This is a genomic window from Polaromonas sp. YR568, assembly GCF_943369675.1.
In the GTDB taxonomy this organism is placed as follows: domain Bacteria; phylum Pseudomonadota; class Gammaproteobacteria; order Burkholderiales; family Burkholderiaceae_C; genus Polaromonas.
This window is the reverse complement of record NZ_CALROB020000056.1, coordinates 1-19,712: the sequence shown is the minus strand read 5'-3', so window position 1 is coordinate 19,712 and position 19,712 is coordinate 1. Positions and strand designations below refer to the sequence as shown.

The following is a 19,712-nucleotide window of genomic DNA, read 5'->3' as shown; positions in this document are numbered from 1 at the left end:
GGCTTATGCGTTGTCGACGTGCTCGGCCGCATGGGCGATCTGCGAGGTGGCCAGGGCGATGCGGCGTTCCTGGTCTTCCTCGCCGCCCTCTTCACTGTCGACCTGGCGCGCCTGGGCTTCATACAGCCGCCAGTAAGCGCCCTGCCTGGCCATGAGTTCATCGTGCGGGCCGACTTCGACCACCTGGCCGCGGTCCATCACCACCAGGCGGTCGGCCTTGCGCAGGGTCGACAGGCGGTGGGCAATCGCGATGGTGGTGCGCCCCTGCACCAGGTTGTCGAGGGCGCGCTGGATTTCTTTTTCGGTCTCGGTGTCGACCGACGAAGTCGCTTCGTCGAGGATCAGGATGCGCGGGTCGATCAGCAGCGCGCGCGCAATCGAGATGCGCTGGCGTTCGCCGCCCGACAGGCCCTGGCCGCGCTCGCCCACCAGCGAGTCGTAGCCCTGCGGCAGGCGCAGGATGAATTCATGCGCATGGGCGGCGCGCGCGGCCGCGACGATCTCGGCGCGCGTGGCGCCGGGCTTGCCGTAGGCGATGTTCTCGGCAATCGTGCCGAAGAAGAGAAAGGGCTCCTGCAGCACCAGGCCGATGTTTCGGCGGTAGTCGGCCACGCCGAAGCGGCGTATGTCGGTGCCGTCCACGCTGATGGAGCCGTCGCTCACGTCGTAGAAGCGGCAGATCAGGTTGACCAGCGTGCTTTTGCCCGAGCCGCTGTGGCCGACCAGGCCAATCATCTCGCCGGGCCGTATCTGCAGGTCCAGCCCGCGTATCACCGAGCGGTTGCCGTAGCGAAAACCCAGGTTCTTCATGTCGATGCGGCCTTCGAGCTGGCCTATCTTCACCGGGTTGGCGGTTTCCGGCACGTTGGAGACGTGGTCCAGGATGTCGAAGATGCGTTTGGCGCCGGCCGCGGCTTTTTGCGTGACCGAGACGATGCGGCTCATGGAATCGAGCCGGCCGTAAAAACGGCCTATGTAGGCGATGAAAGCCGTCAGCACACCGACGGTGATCTGCTGCTTCGAGACCAGCCAGATGCCGAAGGCCCAGACCACCAGCAGGCCGACTTCGGTGAGCAGCGAGACGGTGGGCGTGAACAGCGACCAGGTCTTGTTGAGCTTGTCGTTGACGGCCAGGTTGTGCTGGTTGACTTCGCGAAAACGCTGGGCCTCGCGCTTTTCCTGGGCAAAGGCCTTCACCACGCGGATGCCGGGAATCGTGTCGGCCAGCACATTGGTCACGTCCGACCAGACGCGGTCTATCTTTTCAAAACCGGTGCGCAGCTTGTCGCGCACCACGTGGATCATCCAGCCGATAAAGGGCAGCGGCAGCAGGGTCACCACCGCCAGCCAGGGGTTGATGGAAAACAGGATGACCGCGGTCATCACGATCATCAGCACGTCGGTGGCGAAATCCAGCGCGTGCAGCGACAGGAACACGCAGATGCGGTCGGTTTCCGAGCCGATGCGCGACATCAGGTCGCCGGTGCGCTTGCCGCCGAAGTAGTCCAGCGACAGCTCCAGCAGGTGGTCGAAGGTGGCGGTGCGCAAATCGGCGCCTATGCGCTCGGACACCAGCGCCAGCAAATAGGTGCGCGCCCAGTTGAGCGCCCAGCCCAGCACGGCCGCGGCCAGCAGGCCGCCCAGCAGCATCCCCACCTTCCCGGGCGCTATCTGCTGCCCGTTCTGGAAGGGGATCAGGATGTCGTCCATCAGCGGGATGGTCAGGTAGGGCGGCACCAGCGTGGCGGCTGTGGAGGCCAGCGTCAGTAGAAACCCGGCCAGCAGCTGGTGGCGGTAGGGGTGGGCAAAGCGCCAGAGCCGCAGCAGCACCCAGGTCGAGGGCGGCGTGTGCAGCTCGCGGGCGCAGGCCGGGCATTCCTCGCTGTCCGGGGGCAGCGGCAGGTCGCATTCGGGGCACAGGGCCGTCTCTTCGGGCGGCAGTGCCTGACCATGGGCCTGGGCCTGCTGCTGGGCAAACAGCCGCACCAGGCGCAGCGCCTGCACATTGGCCCCCAGGGTAAACCGCCAGCCGGCCAGGCGGACGCCGCCCTGGTGCAGCTCCAGCGTGCCCACGCCGGCATGGTCGAAATGGCGCAGCGACAGGCCAGTCAAGCCCTTGCCGGCCGCGTCCACCGTGGGCCAGGCGGCCCATTCCGTGCCCGGGCCGCCGGGGTTACGGGCCAGCAGCCGCCGGTCGGTCAGGGCCAGCAGGCCCTGGGCAAAACGAAGTTGGCTGTCCAGGTCAACCACCAGGGTGCACAGAACGTTCTCTTGGGTTGCAAGTTGTGAGCGAAGCCCCGCCAAAGCGGGGTCGGTAAGGCTGGAGTCGTCTGCCGGGTGTTTGTGTTGCATTGTGTTGTTGAATTCTTGGCGTCCCGCATCTGGCGCGGCAGGGTATTCGCAGGTCTTGGTCTTCGCGCGGAGGGAACCCGAATCAGGGGATTTTCGCCGAATGCGGCCCGGAACGACAGTGTTTGACCCTTTCAACCCCTGGAAATGGCGAAACCGGCGGCACCGGCCCCTGGCAACCGGCCCGTTCGCGGCAAGAACAACAACAACGCAAAACGAGACAAACGGGGATCCACCGGGGCCTTCATGGGCCCCACAAGAAGAATTCATCGGCCGGGACGGGCCCTGCACCGACGGGTGCGGCCACCTGACCTGCCGACCATGTTGAACACAATGAGCCCACAGGACGACATCAAGCTGCTGCGCATCAACTATTTGCGCGGCCCCAACATCTGGACTTACCGGGCCGTGCTGGAGGTCTGGCTGGACCTCGGCACCCTCGAAGACTTTCCCTCCAACGAACTCCCCGGCTTCAACGACCGCCTGGTCGCCCTGCTGCCGGCGCTGGTCGAACACCACTGCGGCGTGGGCGAGCGCGGCGGCTTCATCCAGCGCCTGCTGGAAGGCACCTGGTCCGGCCACGTGCTGGAACACGTGGTCATCGAGCTGCTCAACCTGTCCGACATGCCCACCGGTTTCGGCCAGACGCGCAGCACCACCCAGCGCGGCGTCTACCGCATGGTCTTCCGGGCGCGCGACGAGCAGGTCGCCCGCACCGCGCTGGCCGAGGGCCACCGCCTGCTGATGGCCGCCATCAACGGCACGCCCTACGGCCAGGCCGACGTGCAGGCCGCGGTCGAAAAAATCCGCGCCATGGTCGACGACTGCTACCTCGGCCCCAGCACCGCCTCCATCGTGGCCGCCGCCACCGACCGCCGCATCCCCCACATCCGCCTGAATGACGGCAACCTGGTGCAGCTGGGCTACGGCGCCAGCCAGCGCCGCATCTGGACGGCCGAAACCGACCTGACCAGCGCGATCGCCGAAGGCATCGCCCACGACAAGGACCTCACCAAAAGCCTGCTGGCCACCTGCGGCGTGCCGGTGCCCGAGGGCCAGATCGTCGCCACCGCCGAAGAAGCCTGGGAAGCGGCCCAGGACATCGGCCTGCCGGTAGTCGTCAAGCCCTCCGACGGCAACCACGGCCGCGGCGTCTCGCTGGACCTGAAAACCCAGGCCGAAGTCGAGGCCTCCTTCGCGGTGGCCGCGCGGCACGGCAGCGAAGTCATGGTCGAGCGTTTTGTGCGCGGCCATGAGCACCGCCTGCTGGTGGTCGGCGGCCGCGTGGTCGCCGCCGCGCGCGGCGAGACTGCCTGCGTCACGGGCGACGGCGTGTCCACCGTCACCCAGCTGGTCGACGCCCAGCTCAACACCGACCCGCGCCGCGGCGTCGGTGAGGACTTCCCGCTGGGCCGCATCAACACCGCCGAAGACGGCGCCGTCATCCTCGACCTGCAGCGCCAGGGCCTGGCGCCCGAGGCCGTGCCCGCGGCCGGCCGCGAAGTGCTGATCCAGCGCAACGGCAACGTCGCCCTGGACTGCACCGACGCCGTGCACCCCGACGTCGACCACATCGTCTCGCTGGCCGCCCGCGTGGTGGGCCTGGACATCGCCGGCGTCGACGTGGTCGCGCAAGACATCTCCCGCCCGCTGCACGAGCAGGGCGGCGCGATTGTGGAAGTCAACGCCGGGCCCGGCCTCTTGATGCACCTCAAGCCCGCCGAGGGCTCGCCGCGCCCGGTGGGCCGCGCCATCTGCGACCACCTGTTCCCGCACACCGATGCCGACACCGGCCCCGACGGCCGCATTCCCATCGTCGGCATCGCCGGCTCCACGGGCAACCACCGCATCGCCAAACTCGTGGCCTGGCTGCTGCACCTGTCGGGCCGGCACACCGGCCTGGCCTGCCAGGCGGGCCTCTTCCTCGACCAGCGCTGCGTGGACGCCTCCGACTGCGCCAACTGGGAAGCCGGCCAACGCCTGCTGATCAACCGCGCGGTGCAGGCCGCCGTGTTTGAAAACGGCGCCGACACGATTTTGCGCACCGGCCTGCCGTACGACAAATGCCAGGTCGGCGTGGTCACCGACCTGGGCGGCGCGCAAGGGCTTGCCGAGTTCGACATCACCGAAGACGAGCAGATGTTCAAGGTCATGCGGTCGCAGGTCGACGTGGTGCTGCCCGGCGGCGCCGCCGTGCTCAATGCCGGCGACCCGCGCATTGCCGACATGGCCGAGCTCTGCGACGGTGAAGTGATTTTCTACAGCACCGACCCCAAGGCCGCGGCCATCGCCGCGCACTGCGCCCAAGGCGGCCGCGCACTGTATGTGCGGCAAGACCAGGTGGTGCTGGCCACCGGCGCCAGCGAGGCCTTCCTGCCCGGCCTGGGCAAGCTGTCGGCCTGGCGCGAACGCCGCGACCTCAGTGAAGACGCCCTGCTGGCCGCCGTGGGCGCCGCCTGGGCCCTCGGTATTTCGCTCAACCTGATAGGCGCCGGCATGGAAGCCTTTGAAACCACCCCTAAAACCGCCGGGAGTGCCGAGTAATGGAAGTGTCCCGCATCCGCGCCCTGCGCGGCCCCAACCTCTGGAGCCGCCACACGGCGCTCGAAGCCATCGTCGCCTGCACCCCGCTTGAGTGCAACATCGCCGCCCTGCCCGGCTTCGAGCCACGCGTGCGCGCGCTCTTCCCCGGCATGGGCGCATTGCGCCAGACCGGCCACGCCGGCGCGCTCTCGCTGGCCCACGTGCTTGAAGCCGCCGCGCTCGAGCTGCAGGCCGCCGCCGGCTGCCCCATCACCTTCAGCCACACCGCCGCCACCGTCGAGGCCGGCACCTACCAGGTCATCGTCGAGTACAGCGAGGAAGCCGTCGGCCGCCTGGCCGTTGAACTCGCCCAGGCCTTGATCCACGCCGCCCTGCGCGACACCGCCTTTGATTTCGAAGCCGCGATTGCCCAGCTGCGCGACCTCGACGAGGACGAGCGCCTGGGCCCCAGCACCGGCGCCATCGTCGACGCGGCCGTCGCGCGCGGCATTCCTTACCGCCGCCTCACCAAGGGCAGCATGGTGCAGTTCGGCTGGGGCTCGAAACAGCGCCGCATCCAGGCCGCTGAAGTCGATTCCACCAGCGCCGTCGCCGAATCCATCGCGCAAGACAAAGACCTCACCAAAAAACTGCTGCGCGCCGCCGGCGTGCCCGTGCCGCTGGGCCGTCCCGTCACCGACCCCGACGACGCCTGGGCCGCCGCGCAGCAGGTGGGCCTGCCCGTGGTCGTGAAGCCGCAGGACGGCAACCAGGGCAAGGGCGTCACCGTCAACATCATCACGCGCGACCACCTCGACGTCGCCTACAAGGCCGCCGCCGAACACGGCGAGGTCATGGTCGAGAAGTTTTTGCCCGGCAGCGACTTCCGCCTGCTGGTGGTCGGCAACAAGCTGGTCGCAGCCTCGCGCCGCGAGCCGCCGCAGGTGGTGGGCGACGGCCTGCACACCGTGCGCGAACTCGTCGACATCGTCAACCAGGACCCGCGGCGCGGCGAAGGCCACGCCACCTCGCTGACCAAGATCCGCTTTGACGACATCGCCGTCGCGCGCCTGGAAGTGCAGGAACTCACGCCCGAATCGATTCCCGCCAAGGGCCGCCGCGTCATCCTGCGCAACAACGCCAACCTCAGCACCGGCGGCACCGCCACCGACGTCACCGACGACGTGCACCCCTCGGTGGCGGCGCGCGCCGTGGCCGCCGCGCAAATGGTGGGCCTGCACATCTGCGGCGTCGACGTGGTCTGCGAAAGCATGCTGCGCCCGCTTGAATCGCAAAACGGCGGCGTCGTTGAAGTCAACGCCGCGCCCGGCCTGCGCATGCATTTGTCGCCTTCCTACGGCAAGGGCCGCGCCGTCGGCGTGGCCATGATCGACGAACTCTTCGCCCCCGGCGACAACGGCCGCGTGCCCGTCATCGCCGTCACCGGCACCAACGGCAAGACCACCACCACCCGCCTGATTGCCCACCTGATGGCCGCCGACGGCCTGCGCACCGGCATGACGAATACCGACGGCGTCTACATCAACGGCCGGCAGACCGACAGCGGCGACTGCAGCGGCCCCAAGAGCGCGCGCAACGTGCTCATGCACCCCGACGTCGACGCGGCCGTGTTCGAAATCGCCCGCGGCGGCGTGCTGCGCGAAGGCCTGGGCTTTGACCGCTGCGAAGTCGCCGTCGTCACCAACATCGGCAGCGGCGACCACCTGGGCCTGAACTACATCACCACGGTGGAAGACCTGGCCGTCCTCAAGCGCGTCATCGTGCAAAACGTCTCGACCACCGGTTACGCGGTGCTCAATGCCGCCGACCCCATCGTCGCCGACATGGCCGCCACCTGCCCCGGCAAGGTCATCTTCTTCGCCGCCGACCGGCACCACCCGCTCATGGCCACGCACCGCGCGCAGGGCAAACGCACCGTCTACATCGACGGCCCCATGCTGGTGGCCGCCGAAGGCGCCTGGGTCGAACGCATCCCGCTGCAGGGCGTGCCCGTCACGCGCGGCGGCAGCATCAGCTTCCAGGTTGAAAACGTCATGGCCGCCGTCGCCGCCGCCTGGGGCGCGGGCCTGAACTGGGACACCATCAAGCGAGGCCTGGCCAGCTTCGTCAACGACGCGCACAACGCGCCCGGCCGCTTCAACGTCATGGACTACAAGGGCGCCACCGTCATCGCCGACTACGGCCACAACCCGGACGCCATGCGCGCCCTGGTGGCCGCCGTCGACGCCATGCCCGCCACACCCGGCCAGCGCCGCAGCGTCGTCATCAGCGGCGCCGGCGACCGCCGCGACAGCGACATCCGCGACCAGACCATCATCCTGGGCGGCGCGTTCGACAACGTCATCCTCTACCAGGACGCGGCCCAGCGCGGCCGGGCTGACGGCGAGGTCATGGCACTGCTGCGCGAAGGCCTTGAAGGTGCGCATCTTGCTCGCCGGACGAAGCAGATTGATGAGATACGGGGGGAGTTCCTGGCCATCGACACTGCGCTTGAGCGGCTGTCTCCCGGGGATCTTTGTTTGATCCTGGTGGATCAGGTGCAGGAGGCGCTTGAGCATTTGGCTGCTCGGGTCAAGGACGCAAAAGAAAAAGTCAGTTAGGCCGGGTCTTGCTCCGGCTTGCGCGCCTGCCCTCTGCGTAGGCTTGCTGGCCGGGGGTTGCCCGGCCAGCAGCCCTCAGCAAAAAGAGCAAAGAGAGGGAAGCGCGCCGGCGCAAGACCCGGCAATCACTCACTCCCCAATAGTGAAATAAAACACCGCGCCTTGACCAGGCGCACTCTCAGCCCAAACCTTCCCCTGATGCATCTCCACGACCTGCCTGACCGTCGCCAGTCCAATGCCGGTTCCCTCAAACTGCGAGGTGGAATCCAGCCGCTCAAACACCTGGAACAACTTCCCGGCATTCGCCATGTCAAACCCCGGGCCGTTGTCGCTCACAAAAAATACCGTCTCCCCTTCCGCACCGGCCTGGCTGCCGACCTCTATGCGGGCCGACGGTGTCTTCGCGCTGAACTTCCAGGCGTTGCCGATGAGGTTGGTGAGCACCGAGGTCATCAGGCGGCTGTCGGCCTGGGCGACCATGTTGTCGTGCACGTGGACTTCGACTTCGCGCCCGGTGTCGGCCTGCGCGTGCTGCCTGAGCAACTGATTTGCGATGGCGCTCAGGTTGACGGGTTCGCGGTGCAGGTTGCCGCGTGAGATGGTCGCCAGCGACAGCAGCCCGTCGACCAGCAGCGCCATCTGCGCGACGCCGCTGCGTATGCGGCCCACCAGCGCCAGCGAGGGCTCGTCGGCCTGCAGTGTTTTGCGCCTTTGCAGCAGGCCGCTGAAGCCGTCTATCGTCGACAGCGGCCCGCGCAGGTCGTGCGAGACCGAATACGAAAACGATTCCAGGCGCCGGTTGGCTTCTTTGAGGTCGCGTGTGCGCGCCTCGATGCGCTGCTCCAGGCCCAGGTTCAGGCTTTCGACCTGCAGTGTGTGTTTGCGCTGGTGCATGAACACGGCCGACAGCGCCGCCGCCAGCATCAGCAGCAGCGCGGTGCTTCCCAGCGCGATGCTGATGTAGCCCTTGGCGCGTTCGTCGGCGCCGGCCAGCGCCTCCTGCGACGCGGTGCCGACCATCACCATCATCGCCAGCGAAGGGATCACCTGGAAGCTGACCACCCGCGATACGCCGTCGAGCTGGCTGGTCGCCACCACGCTTCCGCTGGGTGTCGTGGCCCTTTCCGCGAGGATTTTGCGCAAGGTGGGGAAGCCCGAGACGTCGCCGCCGAAACTCACCTCCGCGCCCAGGCGCCGCGCGCGCACCTGCCCGTCAAAGCCGACGAAGGCCACCAGCCCCTCGTTGCCCATGTCGACTTTCTGGTACAGCTCGGTGAAGATGGTCGCGTCCAGGCCGACCACGGCCACGCCGCCGAAGCCGCCGCCGGGTTTGACCAGGCGCCGGCTGACGTGGACGGTGCGGCGCCCGGTGTGCCAGCTGTCCAGCGCGGTGCCCACCACCATCTCATCGGCCGTGCTGGCCATCTGCGCCTTGTAATAGTCGCGGTCCGCGGCGTTGAAGGGCAGCGGCGTCGTCGGCCCCACCACCACCTTGCCGTCTTCGTTGATGACGCGGCGGTAGAGCAGGGCCCTCACCGACAGGTTCATGGGTGTTGGAAGCTCGTCCAGCTGCAGCCGGGTCCCCTGCTCGTAGTAGGCCTTGCGCGTGTCCAGCAGGATGCCGTCAACGTCCTGCAGGATGGCGATGGCCTGTTCGGCGAAGATCACCGCCAGGTTGGCGTTGTGCCGCATCTGCGACTCGATGGCTTCTTGCCGCTCGTGCCGGATCTGCATGTAAAAAAACATCCCCACCAGCGCGGAAAGCAGCAGGCACACCGACACGATGGTCGCGACGCCCAGGGGCAGCCGCTTCAGCAGGTTCAGGCCTTTGCGCATCCTGGCGATCCTACCCAGCGGCGCGGGGATCGCAAATGCGCGCAAACCCGCGAAAGCCACGCTGGTGCGGGCGCCGGGCGCGCACTGTTCCGGTGCCCGGTGATGCCGGTCCCGCCCCAAGGCCCCGCGTTAGACTTGCCGCATGACCTGGAACGCGACACTCGCACTCGACTACACACACCAGGCCGGCAAGACGCTTGCCCACTTCCGCCACAGCGGCCCGCTGCGCATCCTGCAAAGCCTGTACCCCGAAGGCGACGCCATCTGCCACAACGTCATCGTCCACCCGCCCGGCGGCCTGGTCGGCGGCGACACACTGGAGCTGGCCTTCAGCGCAGCCCCCGGCACCCACGGCCTCATCACCACGCCGGGCGCCACCCGCTTTTACCGCTCCACCGGGGAGCCCGCCTTGCAAAACACCCGCCTCACGCTGCAAGCCGGCGCGCGCATGGAATGGCTGCCGCTCGAAGCCATCTGCTACAGCGGCTGCCTCGCCGAAAACCGCCTGACCATGTCGCTCGCGCCCGGCGCCGAACTCATGGGCTGGGACGTCACCGCGCTGGGCCTGCCCGCCGCCGGCCAGCCGTTTGAAAGCGGCAGCTTCCGCCAGCACATCGAAGTGCCCGGCGTCTGGCTGGAACGCGCCCGCCTCGACGCTGCCGACAGCCTGCTGATGGACGGCCCGCTGGGCATGGCCGGCCGGCGCTGCATCGCCTCGCTGTTCCTTGTCACCGGCAGCAAGCTGGAACGCAACCGGCGCCAGCGCGCGCTCGACTGTGCCCGCGAGGTGTTGCAGGCCCATACGCTGAGCCCCAACGCCGGCGCCACCAGCCCCGACGCGCAGGTCGTCGTCGTGCGTGTGCTCTCGCCCGTGGTCGAGCCCGCCATGGCCCTGCTGCGGCAGGTGTGGCAGGCCTGGCGCAAGGAGCTGTGGCAGCTGGCGCCGTCTACGCCACGGCTGTGGTCGACCTGAGCCTCACCCACCGGCGTCGGCGCTTGCCTACACGCGCGGCGCCCCGGCTTGGGTAGGATGGAAAGCCCAAGCTTTTCAGGAGACACCCCCATGGCCCCCAAGAACACGATTTGCCTCTGGTACGAACGCGATGCCCTTGACGCCGCCAACTTCTATGCCAAAACATTCCCCGACAGCAAGGTCGGCAACACCATGCACGCGCCCGGAAACTACCCCGACGGCCAGCAGGGCGACGTCCTGACGGTTGAATTCACCGTCGCCGGCATCCCCTGCGTCGGGCTCAACGGCGGCCCGCACTTCAAGCAAAGCGAAGCCTTCTCCTTCCAGATCGCCACCGACGACCAGGCTGAAACCGACCGCCTGTGGAACGCGATCGTCAACAACGGCGGCCAGGAAAGCGAGTGCGGCTGGTGCAAGGACAAGTGGGGCGTCTCATGGCAGATCACCCCTCGCGTCCTCACCGATGCAGTGTCCGGCCCAGACCGCGCGGCCGCCAAGCGCGCCTTCGACGCGATGATGACCATGAAAAAAATCGACGTCGCCGCGATAGAAGCCGCAGTCCGGGGCTGACGCGCCGCCCCCGACATCCGGCCTGCTCTGTATGTGAATCCAGTGGTTTGGCTGCCCTGGTCTGACTTGAGGCGGGCTTTGGGCGGCGGGCTGTCAGACATGAGAGACCCGTCCTACAGGCGAATGGGCATAGGGCACGGGTGGCCCGGAGCTTTTCCTTTCAAGGCCGGGACGGTATGCGGCACAGACTCCACTCATCGACATCCGTCGAGTCCGAACAAGGAGTTTGACCATGAATGCAACCCAGAATTTCCGCCTCGCCAAAAGCGCCGCAGCCTTCGGCATCGCCGCCCTGCTCTCCCTGGGCGCCACCGCCCAGATCGCAGCCGGCACCACCGGTATTGACGCCACGGGCAGCGCCCGCAGCGAAATGAACGCCTGCCTGACCGGCCGCACGCAGCAAGACCGCGAAACCTGCATGACCGAAGTCCGCAACGCCAACGCCGCCAAACGCGCCGGCCAGGTCGACAACGCCGGCGGCCAGTTCGGTGCCAACGCGCTGAAGCGCTGCGACGTCTTCCAGGGTGAAGAATTGATTGCCTGCCAGGCCCGCATCGTCGGCTACGGCAAGACCGACGGCAGCGTTGCCGGCGGCGGCGCCATTCGCCAGGTAGAAACCGTGGTCGTGCCAGCCGGCGCCACCAACGTCCGCATCCAGCCGCAGACCTCTTCCGACAACATTGTGGTGATCCCCGCACCGCAATAACAGTTGCCACTCGCTCCGCCGCGGTTTGATGAAAACCCCGGATGAAGCAGAAGCAAAGGTGGGCCGCATTGCGGCCCACTTCTTTTTGTGAGGCCGCAACGCCGTTGGGGTCGGGTGGGTATGCCGGGTCCTGCCCCGGCGGGGGCGCTCTCCTCTGAGGTTTGCTGGCCGGGAGTGGCCCGGCCAGCAGAACTAAGCACAGATAACAGAAGACGCGCGCGCCCGCCGGCGCAAGACCCGGCGCCCTAAATCGCCACCATCTGCCGAACGCCGTTCACTTCCATGTCCTTGCCCAACCCACGGCCAATAAACTCCCCCCGTTCCATCACGAGGTAGTCATCGGCCAGCTCCTGCGCAAAATCGTAGTACTGCTCCACCAGCAGGATGGCCATGTCGCCGCGATCAGCCAGCATGCGGATCACGCGGCCTATGTCCTTGATGATGCTGGGCTGTATGCCTTCGGTGGGTTCGTCCAGGATTAGCAGCTTGGGTTTGGCCGCGAGTGCGCGCGCGATCGCGAGTTGCTGCTGCTGCCCGCCTGACAGGTCACCGCCGCGGCGACCGAGCATCTGCTTGAGCACCGGGAACAGTTCATACAGCTCGGCCGGGATAGGCGTGCTGGCGCTTTTGTACGCCAGGCCCATGCGCAGGTTTTCTTCGACTGTCAGGCGGGCAAAAATTTCGCGGCCTTGGGGGACGAAGCCTATGCCGGCCCTTGCGCGCTCATACGGCGTGCTGGCCTGGATTTGTTTGCCGTCGAATTCGATGGTGCCGGTTTTGATGGGGACCAGGCCCATCAAAGACTTGAGCAGCGTGGTCTTGCCTACGCCGTTGCGGCCCAGCAGAACCGTGACCTTGCCCAGGTGGGCGGTCAGGCTCACATCCCGCAGGATGTGGGAGCCGCCGTAATACTGGTTAATGTTTTTGGCTGTGAGCATGTCATTGGCCTTGAGCAACAGAAGACGTGGGGGTTTTACTCCCTCGCCCCTTTGGGGAGAGGGTGGGGGTGAGGGGTCGCTGCGCCCCACCAAGCAGTGTGGCTGAACCGCGCAAGCCGCATACCCTCACCCCTGCCCTCTCCCGCTTGCGGGAGAGGGAGCCATGCCGGGGTCCGCTAGCGGCCAAGGTAGACCTCGATCACCCGCTCGTCGGCCTGCACCTGGTCCAGCGTGCCTTGCGCCAACACCGAGCCGTCGCAGAGGACGGTAACAATCTCCGAAATCGTCTTGATAAAACTCATGTCGTGCTCGACCACCATCAGCGAATGTTTGCCCTTGAGCGTCAGGAAGAGTTCGGCCGTCCGCGCGGTCTCCTCATCGGTCATGCCGGCCACCGGCTCGTCGAGCAGCAGCAGCTTGGGGTCCTGCATCAGCAGCATGCCGATCTCGAGCCACTGTTTTTGTCCGTGGCTCAGGTTGCCGGCCAGGCGCCCCACGCTGTCGGCCAGGTGAATCGTCACCAGGATTTCGGCCAGGCGGTCGCTTTGGGCGGAGTCCAGCCTGAAGAACATCGAATGCTTCACGCCCTTGTTGGTCTTCAGGGCCAGCTCCAGGTTTTCAAAGACGGTGAGCTGCTCGAACACCGTGGGCTTCTGGAACTTGCGGCCTATGCCCAGCTGGGCGATTTCGGCTTCCTTGTGGCGCAGCAAATCAATCGTGCTGCCGAAAAACACCGTGCCTTCATCGGGCCGGGTCTTGCCGGTGATGATGTCCATCATGGTCGTCTTGCCGGCGCCGTTGGGGCCGATGATGCAGCGCAGCTCGCCGGGCGCGATGTCCAGGCTCAGCTTGTTGATGGCCTTGAAGCCGTCAAAACTCACGCTCACGTCTTCCAGGTACAGGATGCGGCCGTGGGTGACGTCGACCTCGCCGGCGGCGTGGGCCACGCGGCTGCCGCTGGCGCTGCGGCCGCCGGATTCGGTGTTGGACTTGCCGGCCTGCAGCGCGGCCAGGCGCTCTTCCACGCGGCGCGCGCCTTGCTCAAGAAGGTCGGGGGTCATTTCGCACCGCCTTTGCGGAATTTCTTGACCAGGCCCACCACGCCATCGGGCAGGAACAGCGTCACGCCTATGAACAGCAGGCCCAGGAAGTACAGCCAGAACTCGGGGTACGCCACCGTCAGCCAGCTCTTGGCGCCGTTGACGATAAAGGCGCCGACGATCGGGCCAATCAAGCTCGCACGGCCGCCGACTGCCGCCCAGATGGCAATCTCGATCGAATTGGCCGGGCTCATTTCACCGGGGTTGATGATGCCGACCTGCGGCACATACAGCGCGCCGGCCACGCCGCACATCACGGCCGAGATCACCCAGATCGTGAGCTTGTAGCCCAGCGGGCTGTAGCCCGAGAACATCACCCGCGTTTCGGCATCGCGAATCGCCTGCAGCACGCGGCCGAACTTGCTGCCCACCAGCCATTTGGCAAACAGGAAGAAGCCCAGCAACGTCAAACCCGTCAGCACAAACAGCGTCATGCGCATGGAGGGCGTGGCCAGCGGGATGTTCAGGATGCGCTTGAAGTCGGTAAAACCGTTGTTGCCGCCAAAACCCGTCTCATTGCGGAAGAACAGCAGCATGGCCGCAAACGTCATGGCCTGGGTGATGATGGAGAAATACACCCCCTTGATGCGCGAGCGGAAGGCAAAGAAGCCGAACACAAAGGCCACGATGCCCGGCACCAGCACGATGAGGAGCAGCGTCGCCACAAAGCTGTCGCTGAAGGTCCAGTGCCAGGGCAGCGTCTTCCAGTCCAGGAAGACCATGAAGTCCGGCAGCTCGCTTTTGTAATTGCCATCGCGGCCTATCTGGCGCATCAAATACATGCCCATGGTGTAGCCGCCCAGCGCAAAAAACACGCCGTGCCCCAGCGAGAGGATGCCGGTGTAACCCCAGATCAGGTCCATGGCCAGCGCGCAGATGGCGTAGCACATGATCTTGCCCAGCAGCGCCACCGCATAGGTGCTCATGTGGAACACGCTGCCCTCGGGCACCCAGAGGTTGAGCACAGGCGCCACGGCGCAGACGGCGATCAGCGCCATCATGAAGGCGCTCCAGCCGCCGCGCGTCAGCAGCGGGCCTTTGGCCGGGAGTTGCACGCGGGAGGCGGCGGTGTTGGGGGTGGCCATGGGGGTGCTCATGTTCAGGCCTCTGCGCTGCGGCCCTTCATCGCGAAGATGCCCTGCGGCCGCTTCTGGATGAAGATGATGATGAAGACCAGCACGGCGATCTTGGCCAGCACGGCGCCTGTCCAGCCTTCGAGGAATTTGTTCAGGATGCCCAGGCCCATCGCGGCATACACCGTGCCCGCCAGCTGGCCCACGCCGCCCAGCACCACGACCATGAAGGAATCCACGATATAGCCCTGGCCCAGGTCAGGCCCGACGTTGCCGACCTGGCTCAGCGCGCAGCCGGCCAGGCCCGCGATGCCGGAGCCCAGCGCGAAGGCATAGGTATCGACCCGCGCCGTGTTCACGCCCATGCAGGCCGCAATCGGCCGGTTCTGCGTGACGCCGCGCACAAACAGGCCCAGGCGCGTGCGGCTGATCAGCCAGGCCACGCCCAGCAGCACCGCCACCGCAAACACAATGATCACCAGCCGGTTGTAAGGCAATGACAAATTGCCCAGCACCTGCACGCCGCCGCTCATCCACACCGGGTTTTCCACACCGACGTTTTGCGCGCCGAAGATGGAACGCACGAGTTGCTGCAGCATCAGGCTGATGCCCCAGGTGGCCAGCAAGGTCTCCAGCGGCCGGCCGTAGAGGAAGCGGATCACGCTGCGCTCCAGCGCCGCGCCCATCAGCGCCGAGGCCATAAAGGCCACCGGCACCGCGGCCAGCAAATACCAGTCAAACATCCCCGGCAAATACTTCTGGAACAGGCCCTGCACCACATAGGTGGCGTAGGCGCCAATCATCATCAGCTCGCCATGCGCCATGTTGATGACGCCCATCAGCCCGTAAGTGATGGCCAGGCCCAGCGCCACCAGCAACAAAATGCTGCCCAGGCTGATGCCGCTGAAAATCGCGCCCAGGCGGTTGCCCCATTCGAGCGAAGCCTCGACCTTGGCCAGCGCCGCCTGCAGGGCCACCTTCACGTCGGCATCGGCCTCGGTGCCCAGGCGCTCTATCAGCACGGTCTTGGTGTTGGGGTTTTTGCTGGCGGCCAGCTGCGAGGCAGCTTCCAGCCGCTTGGCCTTGTCGGCACTGCCCAGCATGATGGCCGCGCGCATCAGCTCCAGCTGGTTCTTCAGCTCGGGCACCGTCTCGGCCGCGTAGGCTTTTTCGATCAGCGGCAGGCGCGCCTCGTCGTTGTCGCCGCCCAGTGTCTTGATCGCGTCGCGCCGCAGCTTTTCGTCCTTGGAGAACAGCTTGAGCGCCGCCAGCGCGTTGTCGATCTCGCTGCGCAGGATGTTGGGGTTGATCACGTCTTCCGCATCGGCCGGCAGCGGCGTCTCGGCGCCCGTCACCGGGTCAAACGCCTTGTCGTCCTTCACGACATAGACCTTGTCGCCCTTGGTCTTCACCGCGTCGTCACTCAGCGCCTGGATGAAAGCGGCCGTCTTGTCATCCGCCACCGCCGCAGCCTTGGCCAGCGCATCCACCCGCGCCTCGGTCTCGCCAATGGCCATGGCCTTGACCTCGTCGACGGTCAAGGCGTGGGCGTGGGCTGCCAGAAAAAGCGTGAGGAGGGAGAGGAAAAAGTGGCGTAGCAGCATGTGGAAAGAACCTGTAGTTTGGGCGCGGCACACAAGAGCATCGTGTGGCGCCCAGACTGCAACTTCCTTGTGGGCGCCGGTCTTGATCAGTGAGCAAGAACCGGGCCGGTCTCGAAGCGAAGGCCGCTGGCCCCTCATCCCCGCCTTCTCCCCCGAGGGGAGAAGGAGTGAAGACAAAAGACCATCTTCAGGGTTTTCTACCCTCTCCCTCCGGGAGAGGGCTAGGGTGAGGGCGCGACGGCCCCACCCCACCCTAGTCGCTTATTTCTTCACGGGTTCATCAGGCTTTTTATCGTTGCCTTCGATGTAAGGAGACCATGGCTTGGCCTTCACAGGACCAGGCGTCTTCCACACCACATTGAACTGCCCATCGGCCTTGATCTCGCCGATAAACACCGACTTGTGCAGGTGATGGTTTTTCTCATCCATCTTCGACACGATGCCGGAAGGCGCGTTGAAGGTCTGGCCGGCCATGGCGGCGATCACCTTGTCGGTATCCGTGGACTTGGCCTTTTCAACCGCCTGCTTCCACATGTTGATGCCGATATAGGTCGCTTCCATCGGGTCGTTCGTCAAAGGCTTGTCGGAGCCCGGGAGCTTCTTGGCCTTGGCATAGGCGGACCACTTCTTGATGAACTCGGTATTCGCCGGGCTCTTGATGGACTGGAAATAATTCCAGGCAGCCAGGTGGCCGACCAGGGGCTTGGTGTCCACGCCGCGCAGCTCTTCTTCACCGACCGAGAAGGCCACCACGGGCACGTCCTTGGCCTTCAGGCCGGCATTGCCCAGTTCTTTGTAGAAGGGCACGTTGGAGTCGCCGTTGATGGTGGACACCACGGCCGTCTTGCCGCCTTGCGAGAACTTCTTCACGTCAGCCACGATGGTCTGGTAATCGCTGTGGCCGAAGGGGGTGTATTTCTCGTCGATGTCCGTGTCCTTCACGCCCTTGCTCTTCAGGTAAGCGCGCAGGATCTTGTTGGTCGTGCGGGGGTAGACGTAGTCGGTACCCAGCAGCACCCAGCGCTTGGCGCCGCCGCCGGCCTTGCTCATCAAATAGTCGACCGCAGGAATGGCCTGCTGGTTGGGCGCCGCGCCCGTGTAGAACACGTTCTTGGACAGCTCTTCACCCTCGTACTGCACGGGGTAGAACAGCAGGCCGTTCATTTCTTCAACAACCGGCAGCACCGACTTGCGCGACACCGAAGTCCAGCAGCCGAAAATCACGGCGACCTTGTCCTGGCCCAGCAGCTGCTTGGTTTTTTCAGCAAAGAGAGGCCAGTTGGAGGCCGGGTCCACCACCACTGGCTCGAGCTTCTTGCCCATCACGCCGCCCTTGGCATTGATCTCTTCGATCGCCATCAGCACGGTATCTTTCAGCGTGGTTTCAGAAATCGCCATCGTGCCCGACAGGCTGTGCAGGATGCCGACCTTGATCGTGTCCTGCGCGAAGGCGGGGAAGGCGCCCAGGCCGGCCAGCGCGACGGCGGCGGTCATGGCCTTGAGGGTGAAGCGACGTTGTTGTGTCATGGTGAATCCTCTCCGGTAGGTATAGGAACTAACTGCGTAAATCAATCACTTTTCGCTGCGCGAAAGCCGGAAAACATGGCTTTGGTGCAGCGATGAGCCGATTCTGGGGACCGGAGGGGGATTGGGGAATACGCCGGGTGGCGTATGCGGGGTGGACGCGTACCCGGGCTGGCCAGGCAGCATTCGGGCAATGCCCTCAGATTCGCGGGCTGATGCGCAAGGAAGCGCGTGGTTTGGGCGCTTTCTCGGCAAGTGAAACGCCACTGTCCTGTGCCGCAGTTCCGATCGCACGCAAATCATCCAATATCTTGCGTGCCAATGCCTGCTCCTTTGCGTTGTAGCGCAGGCTTGAGCCATTGGCGAGCACGGCGTCCCACTGTGAATCGCGCAAGGAGGGGTGGCGACACAACTCTTCAGCCAGCGCGAGGAAGGTTCTCAAACGAATCCTCTTGTGATTCTCCCAACCGCCAGCAGCCGGACCAGCGGCTGCGTCCGGCTTGAAGCGCGCGGTAATCTTCTCTGCCGCGCACTCCCCGGCTTCACCCAGCGCCTTGATGTGGCTGTCGGGCATATCCAGGTTTAAACCTCCTTCATCGTCACGCTGGCTTATCTGGACGATACGGTCCCGGTAGCCCGGGTAGGGAAACTGGATTTCGTCGCGCCAGTTCTGCATGGTTTTGACAATACTCGCCAGGAAGCTGAACAGGCCTTGCGGCGACCCATCGGCTGGTGGCTCCCAATAAAGCTGACGCCCCGCGTTGTTGTCTTGTGCCAGATAGACCCGGCCATTGCCCTCCTGGCATGCCGGCGCATCTTTAACGATGGGGTAATCAGGATGCTCCGCCTTCAGGTTCACGGCAAAGGTCGGGTGGCCCGGCAGCGGCGCGTCGAAGAAATGCAGCGGCATGTTGCTCGAGATACCCCCGTCCGAGAACCACACGCGCTTGGCATGTCCCTTGGTTTTATCGCTGCTGTGATCCACCGCATACATGGGCACGGCAGACAGCAGAATCGGAAAGCTGAGGCTCATCCGAACCAGCAGCACGACTGGCAGGTTGCGGTTGGACGGCAGGCGCCTGAGCAGCGTGCCTTCCTCTGTTGTCACTTCTTTGCTGCCCTTCCACTCCGGGTTGCTGCGCTTGCGCTCCGCGTCGCTGGCCGCCTTCTCCGCATCGCTGGCTTTGACCAGCCAGGCGATGACCGAAGCCGGAAAGAGACGTGCCCACTCCTTCTCATCAAAATAAAAAGCACCCGAGCCCACGCGAAAAGGTATGGCGTAACACATCTGCTGGCTGACGGCCGTTGTCATCACCTCAAAATTGATGGCCCGGTCGAGGGGGGCTTTGTCATCTTTCATTGAAAGCGCCACCTCGTCACTGAGTTGGCGCCCCTCCCACAGGTCGCCCAAGGTCAGCGGCCTGGCCTCGGCCTTCAGCCCGGCGATGTCGTTGAAGTAGCCTGTGAGCCAGTCCGTCAGGCCCGTGATCGAATCTCCTGGCTGCTGCGTTCGCCCCGAGCACAAGCCCCAGAAGTTGGCATGCAGCCCGGACAGCAATGTTGTGGTGAATTGCCAGCCACACAGCGCCACCGCCAGCGCGATGCCCAGGGGCAAGACAATCGCCCACGACACACCGGCCATGGCGCCGGCCACCAGCGCCTGGCCCCAGCGCGCACTGCCGTGCAGACAAACCAACCCGGCCGCGACCAGCACAACACCCCCAACCAGCCACCACAAAAGGGCCGCAAGCGTCGGTGCAGTGCCGGTGCCACGCCCCCGCTGCAAAACCCCGAACCAACCGGCCGCCAGCCACACCAGCAGGCAAACAAAAGAAAATCCCGCCGCCTGCCACCATGGGATTGCCCCGGAAGACCGGACCAAAGTCACCAGCACA

13 protein-coding genes are annotated in these 19,712 nt (G+C 65.6%); 5 read left to right on the top strand and 8 right to left on the bottom strand.

All coding sequences use genetic code 11. The features are described 5' to 3' along the window. Positions 1-3: 3 nt before the first annotated feature. A complete protein-coding gene (locus tag ACLV8F_RS21995) occupies positions 4-2,352 on the bottom strand; it encodes an ABC transporter ATP-binding protein (protein ID WP_411886328.1) in 2,349 nt (782 codons plus the stop codon). 330 nt (positions 2,353-2,682) lie between these two features. Here ACLV8F_RS21995 and cphA (ACLV8F_RS21990) point away from each other — a divergent pair, with 330 nt between their 5' ends. Beyond that, a complete protein-coding gene (gene cphA / locus ACLV8F_RS21990; RefSeq protein WP_411886327.1) occupies positions 2,683-4,893 on the top strand; it encodes a cyanophycin synthetase in 2,211 nt (736 codons plus the stop codon). Next, the gene (gene cphA / locus ACLV8F_RS21985; RefSeq protein WP_411886326.1) at positions 4,893-7,493 is read left to right on the top strand and encodes a cyanophycin synthetase; all 2,601 of its coding nucleotides are present in this window, start codon (positions 4,893-4,895) and stop codon (positions 7,491-7,493) included. The genes cphA (ACLV8F_RS21990) and cphA (ACLV8F_RS21985) overlap by 1 nt, the downstream gene beginning before the upstream one ends. Positions 7,494-7,622: 129 nt before the next feature. Here the strand turns inward: cphA (ACLV8F_RS21985) and ACLV8F_RS21980 are convergent, their stop codons facing one another. After that, on the bottom strand, positions 7,623-9,329 hold the full coding sequence (locus tag ACLV8F_RS21980; protein ID WP_411886325.1) for a sensor histidine kinase: 1,707 nt from the start codon (positions 9,327-9,329) through the stop codon (positions 7,623-7,625). 142 nt (positions 9,330-9,471) lie between these two features. On the opposite strand from ACLV8F_RS21980, the gene ACLV8F_RS21975 reads away from it, so the two are divergent. The 3 genes from ACLV8F_RS21975 to ACLV8F_RS21965 all read left to right on the top strand — a co-directional run bounded on the left by ACLV8F_RS21975 (position 9,472) and on the right by ACLV8F_RS21965 (position 11,578). After that, the gene (locus ACLV8F_RS21975; RefSeq protein WP_411886324.1) at positions 9,472-10,302 is read left to right on the top strand and encodes an urease accessory protein UreD; all 831 of its coding nucleotides are present in this window, start codon (positions 9,472-9,474) and stop codon (positions 10,300-10,302) included. A gap of 90 nt (positions 10,303-10,392) precedes the next feature. Next, positions 10,393-10,872 carry a VOC family protein gene (locus tag ACLV8F_RS21970; protein WP_411886323.1) on the top strand — a complete coding sequence of 160 codons (480 nt, stop codon included), beginning with the start codon at positions 10,393-10,395 and terminating at the stop codon, positions 10,870-10,872. A gap of 232 nt (positions 10,873-11,104) precedes the next feature. Next, entirely contained in the window at positions 11,105-11,578 is a 474-nt protein-coding gene (locus ACLV8F_RS21965) for a hypothetical protein (protein ID WP_411886322.1), read from the top strand. Positions 11,579-11,823: 245 nt separating this feature from the next. Here the strand turns inward: ACLV8F_RS21965 and urtE are convergent, their stop codons facing one another. From urtE to ACLV8F_RS21935, 6 genes are all read right to left on the bottom strand, one after another. Further along, complete coding sequence (gene urtE, locus ACLV8F_RS21960) at positions 11,824-12,516, bottom strand: urea ABC transporter ATP-binding subunit UrtE (protein WP_411886321.1); 693 nt, start codon at positions 12,514-12,516, stop codon at positions 11,824-11,826. A gap of 176 nt (positions 12,517-12,692) precedes the next feature. Next, a complete protein-coding gene (gene urtD, locus ACLV8F_RS21955; protein ID WP_411886320.1) occupies positions 12,693-13,577 on the bottom strand; it encodes an urea ABC transporter ATP-binding protein UrtD in 885 nt (294 codons plus the stop codon). Continuing rightward, positions 13,574-14,713: an urea ABC transporter permease subunit UrtC gene (gene urtC / locus ACLV8F_RS21950; RefSeq protein WP_411886319.1), complete on the bottom strand. Its 1,140-nt coding sequence runs from the start codon at positions 14,711-14,713 to the stop codon at positions 13,574-13,576. The genes urtD and urtC overlap by 4 nt, the downstream gene beginning before the upstream one ends. A gap of 2 nt (positions 14,714-14,715) precedes the next feature. Next, a complete protein-coding gene (gene urtB, locus ACLV8F_RS21945) occupies positions 14,716-16,293 on the bottom strand; it encodes an urea ABC transporter permease subunit UrtB (RefSeq protein ID WP_411886318.1) in 1,578 nt (525 codons plus the stop codon). Positions 16,294-16,554: 261 nt separating this feature from the next. Continuing rightward, positions 16,555-17,820 (bottom strand): urea ABC transporter substrate-binding protein, encoded by a 1,266-nt coding sequence (gene urtA / locus ACLV8F_RS21940; protein WP_411886317.1) that lies wholly within the window; start codon positions 17,818-17,820, stop codon positions 16,555-16,557. Positions 17,821-18,016: 196 nt separating this feature from the next. After that, a partial coding sequence (locus ACLV8F_RS21935; RefSeq protein ID WP_411886316.1) for a hypothetical protein occupies positions 18,017-19,712 on the bottom strand: 1,696 nt, incomplete at its 5' end.